We start from the raw sequence: 4,048 nt of genomic DNA on the forward strand, positions 1-4,048 counted from the left end.
ATCAAACTCTCCATAATAGTTAAGTTTAAATCTTGTATTGCTCAAAAAACTAATAATTGACGTTTTACTTCATGTTTTGTTTAGTTTTCAAAGTTCACTTTATCGCTCGTAAGCGACTTATATTATAATAACATTTTTTAGTTGTTTTTGTCAACAACTAATTTTCATTATAATTTGTTGAACACTTCGTTTAAATGTGACAACGTTTAATAATATACCATCTATTTTTCACTAATGCAATACCTTTTTAACATAAAACAAAAATGTTTTTTTCATTTTATGTTAAAAACATGGTATCACAAAACTATTATCTTTGTTTCAAGGGTAATTCCACAATAAACGTTGAACCTATACCAACATCACTTTCTACATATACTACTCCATTATGCATCTCAACAATTTTTCTAACAATGGATAATCCTAGTCCATTCCCCATAGTAGTTCGATCTCTAGACTTATCTGCTTTATAAAATCTTTCAAAAATATGCATTTGATCTTCATTAGATATTCCGATTCCAGAATCTTTTATTTGTACGATTATCTTATCATTGTCTTCCGTTACCGATACTGAAATTTCTCCACCATTAGGGGTGAACTTAATACTATTACTTATTAAATTCTGCCACACTTGGTTTAAGAGCACTTCATCTCCTTCAATATCAACCTTATTTAGATTTACTACCATATTGATATCCTTTTCAAGAATTTGAGGCTCACAACTTAAAATTGAATACATTAGTTGACTATTTAATGAAAACATAGCTTTGTCGAGTGGTTGGTCTTGTGTTTCCAAAGATGTCAATTTGAGCAGATTATCACTAAGTTTAGATAAACGATTACTTTCATATTCAATAATACTTAAATATTGCATTCTTTCCTCTGTAGGTAAGTTTTCGTTTTGAAGAACTTTTGCAAATCCTTTTATAGATGTTAATGGGGATTGTATCTCATGAGATACATTAGAGATAAATTCCTGTCTCATTTTCTCTACCTGTTCTAAACTAACTGCCATATTATTGAAGCTATTAACAATTTTCCCGATTTCTCCTCTATTCATATCAGGAAATTTTTCAAAATTTAGTGTAACGTTATATTCTCCTCGAGAAATACTCTTAATCGCATGATTTATCTCATTTATCATGAGCTTTTGTTTTGGATGATGAAAGAATTTACCAACAATAGCAGCAAAAACTCCTAGCACTACAAAAGTTAATAATGTATTGATAATTTGTACTGTTAGTGCTGATAGGTTATCAAAATAACGATCATATATAAGATTTGTGGAGAAATAAGTAATTAAACTACTAATGATAATAATCCCTGCAAAAAATAATATAGCATGTAATATATCTTTTAGAATTTTCATTTTCATTTTATAATCTCCATTCGATATCCTAATCCCCAAACGGTTGTAATTTTAAAATGAAATTCTTTCTCGGGAAATCGCTCTCTTAGACGTTTAATATGAACATCCACTGTTCTTTCATCCCCTTGATAATCAAAACCCCATATATTTTCAATTAACTGTTCTCTTGAAAAGGTTCTTCCAAGAGAACTAGCCAATACAAACAATAATTCTAATTCCTTCATAGGTATAGTAATAGTGTTGCCATTGCTGATTACTTTAAAATTCCCATGATCTATCATTAAATTTCCAACCTGAACTATTTGTGAAGATGATATTTTCGATCTTCTTAATAAAGCTTTTACTCTTACAATTAACTCAACTGGTTCAAAAGGTTTTACAACATAGTCATCTGTTCCCAATTTAAAGCCCTTTACTTTTTGCTCCGTTTCACCTTTTGCAGTTAGCATAATGATAGGAAGATCATATGCAGATCTTACCTCTTGGCAAAGCTCAAAACCATCCATTTTAGGCATCATTAAATCAATGATCATAAGATCTATTTTCTGTTTATCAAAAGTTTCTAAAGCTTCGATACCATTTGTTGACTCGTACACTATAAATCCTTCATTCCTTAATAAAACACTTAACAACTTCCGAATATGAGGATCGTCATCTACAACTAAAATATTAGTCATCACACTTTTCCTTCCCTAATATGTTATACGGTACTATTCACTCTTAATTGTTGATCAGCAAACTCTTTATACATCGGGTGGTAAATGTATAACTCATCATGTGTTCCGATTCCAGTGATTTCTCCTTTATCTAAAAATACGATTTGATCGGCATCAATTACAGTAGATAGACGATGAGCAATGATTAATGTTGTTCTACCTTGCATTAAATTTGATAGTGCATTCTGAACAACTAACTCCGACCTACTATCAAGATTCGATGTAGCCTCATCTAACATTAGTAATTTTGGATTTCTTAATAAAGCTCTAGCAATACCTATACGTTGTCTTTGACCACCGGATAATTTAATACCTCGCTCTCCAACTTCAGTATCAAATCCTAATGGTAATTCACCAACGAATTGGTCTACATAAGCCATTTTAGAAACATTCGCTAATTCTTGTTCAGTTACTTTCCTTTCAATACCATAGCAAATATTCTCTCGAATCGTACCAATGATTAAAGGACTTTCTTGAGCAACATAACCGATGTGTTTTCTCCAGCTTTCTAATTTAAGGTTGTTAATTGGATTAGTGCCGATTGAAATTTCTCCATCAGTGGGAGAATAAAAGCGCTCAATCAATGAAAACAAAGTCGTTTTTCCACTACCACTAGGGCCAACTATTGCAGTTACTTTACCTGGATTGATAGAAAAATTAAGCTCTTTTAAAATTTCTTCATCTTTATATGCAAAGCTTAATTGATTTATATGAATTGGTAAATTAGTGTCAATATCTTCAGTTCCGTTTTGATAATCCTCTTCCTCTAACTCTAAAATATTAATCATACGCTCTGTTGCACCTTTTGTTTTTTGAAGCTCAGTAAAAAAGTGCGTAATTTGAGTTACTGGAAAAATAATTTGAAATAAATATAGTATATAGGCTACAAGTGCGCCTGCTGTGATTGCACCAGATGATACTCTCACCCCACCATATCCAATAATCACAACAAGAACTAACATTAATACGAAGGAAACGATCGGTCCGATTAATGCATGTAATTTTCCTTCCTTAATACCAAATGATAATAACTTATTAATACCCTTACTACCATTTGTCATTTCAGTTGATTCCGCATTCGAAACTTTAACTAATCTAATCTCAGAGAAGACTTGGCTAATTAATGATGTGAACTTCGCCGTTTCATCTTGTGTTAACTTTGACAGCTTTGACATTTGTCTTCCAATTGGGATAAAGATCAATACAATAACAGGTATGATACTAAAGGTTACTAACGTCATTTTCCAATCTAGTATTAGTAGTAAAACAAATGAACCGATTATTGAAATAATACCAGTTAAAAAATTAGTAATATGTTCAGTTATTAAACCTTTTAAAATTGCTGTATCATTGGTAACTCTACTTACATTTTCTCCTGTTTGACTATTATCGTAATAAGAAATTGGTAGAACAATCATTTTTTTCCATAGTCGATGTCTTACATTTGCTACAACCTGATTACCAACTCTACTCAATAAGTAGATTGCAGTCGCTGAAGATATGGCTTGTAAAAGAAGTACACCTGCAAATAAAGCTATTTGCCCAGCACTTAAAGATGATATTGAAAACCCATCTACGAACTTCTTAGTAAGTAACGGTAATAATAATCCAACTAAAGTTGTTGTAACACTTAATAAGACACCTACAATAAATAAGACCTTAGGTGGGTTTGCGCTTTTAATTAATGCTATAAAGTTCTTCCAATCGTTTTTATTTATATTTTTTTCTTCTTTCATAACTTTACTCCTAACTCTATATCTAAATTTAAGTACTTATTAAATTTACATCTTAAATATGAATAAAAAATGAACTAGGTTACAAGGTACCAAAGAAATCTTAACTTTAAAAACACAAAAAAACATCAGCCTAATAGCTGATGTTTTTCATTTACCAGGCGACGTTCTACTCTCACAGGGGGAAACCCCCAACTACCATCGACGCTGAAGAGCTTAACTGCCGTGTTCGG

At 31.3% G+C, this 4,048-nt stretch carries 3 protein-coding genes and 1 rRNA gene; all 4 read right to left on the bottom strand.

Features of this window, described 5'->3' with window-relative positions; translation table 11 throughout:
* Nucleotides 1–307 precede the first annotated feature (307 nt).
* Complete coding sequence (locus CAB05_RS21745; RefSeq protein ID WP_088004290.1) at nt 308–1,372, bottom strand: HAMP domain-containing sensor histidine kinase; 1,065 nt, start codon at nt 1,370–1,372, stop codon at nt 308–310.
* Nucleotides 1,369–2,046, bottom strand: a complete 678-nt coding sequence (locus tag CAB05_RS21750) for a response regulator transcription factor (protein WP_167374483.1) — start codon at nt 2,044–2,046, stop codon at nt 1,369–1,371. Before CAB05_RS21750 ends, CAB05_RS21745 begins: the two co-directional genes overlap by 4 nt.
* Nucleotides 2,047–2,066: 20 nt before the next feature.
* The gene (locus tag CAB05_RS21755; RefSeq protein WP_088004294.1) at nt 2,067–3,818 is read right to left on the bottom strand and encodes an ABC transporter ATP-binding protein; all 1,752 of its coding nucleotides are present in this window, start codon (nt 3,816–3,818) and stop codon (nt 2,067–2,069) included.
* Nucleotides 3,819–3,971: 153 nt separating this feature from the next.
* Nucleotides 3,972–4,048: ribosomal RNA gene (gene rrf, locus CAB05_RS22785) — 5S ribosomal RNA — on the bottom strand; the annotation flags it as partial.

It is taken from the genome of Gottfriedia solisilvae (genome assembly GCF_002128405.1).
In the GTDB taxonomy this organism is placed as follows: Bacteria; Bacillota; Bacilli; order Bacillales; family Bacillaceae_G; genus Gottfriedia; species Gottfriedia solisilvae.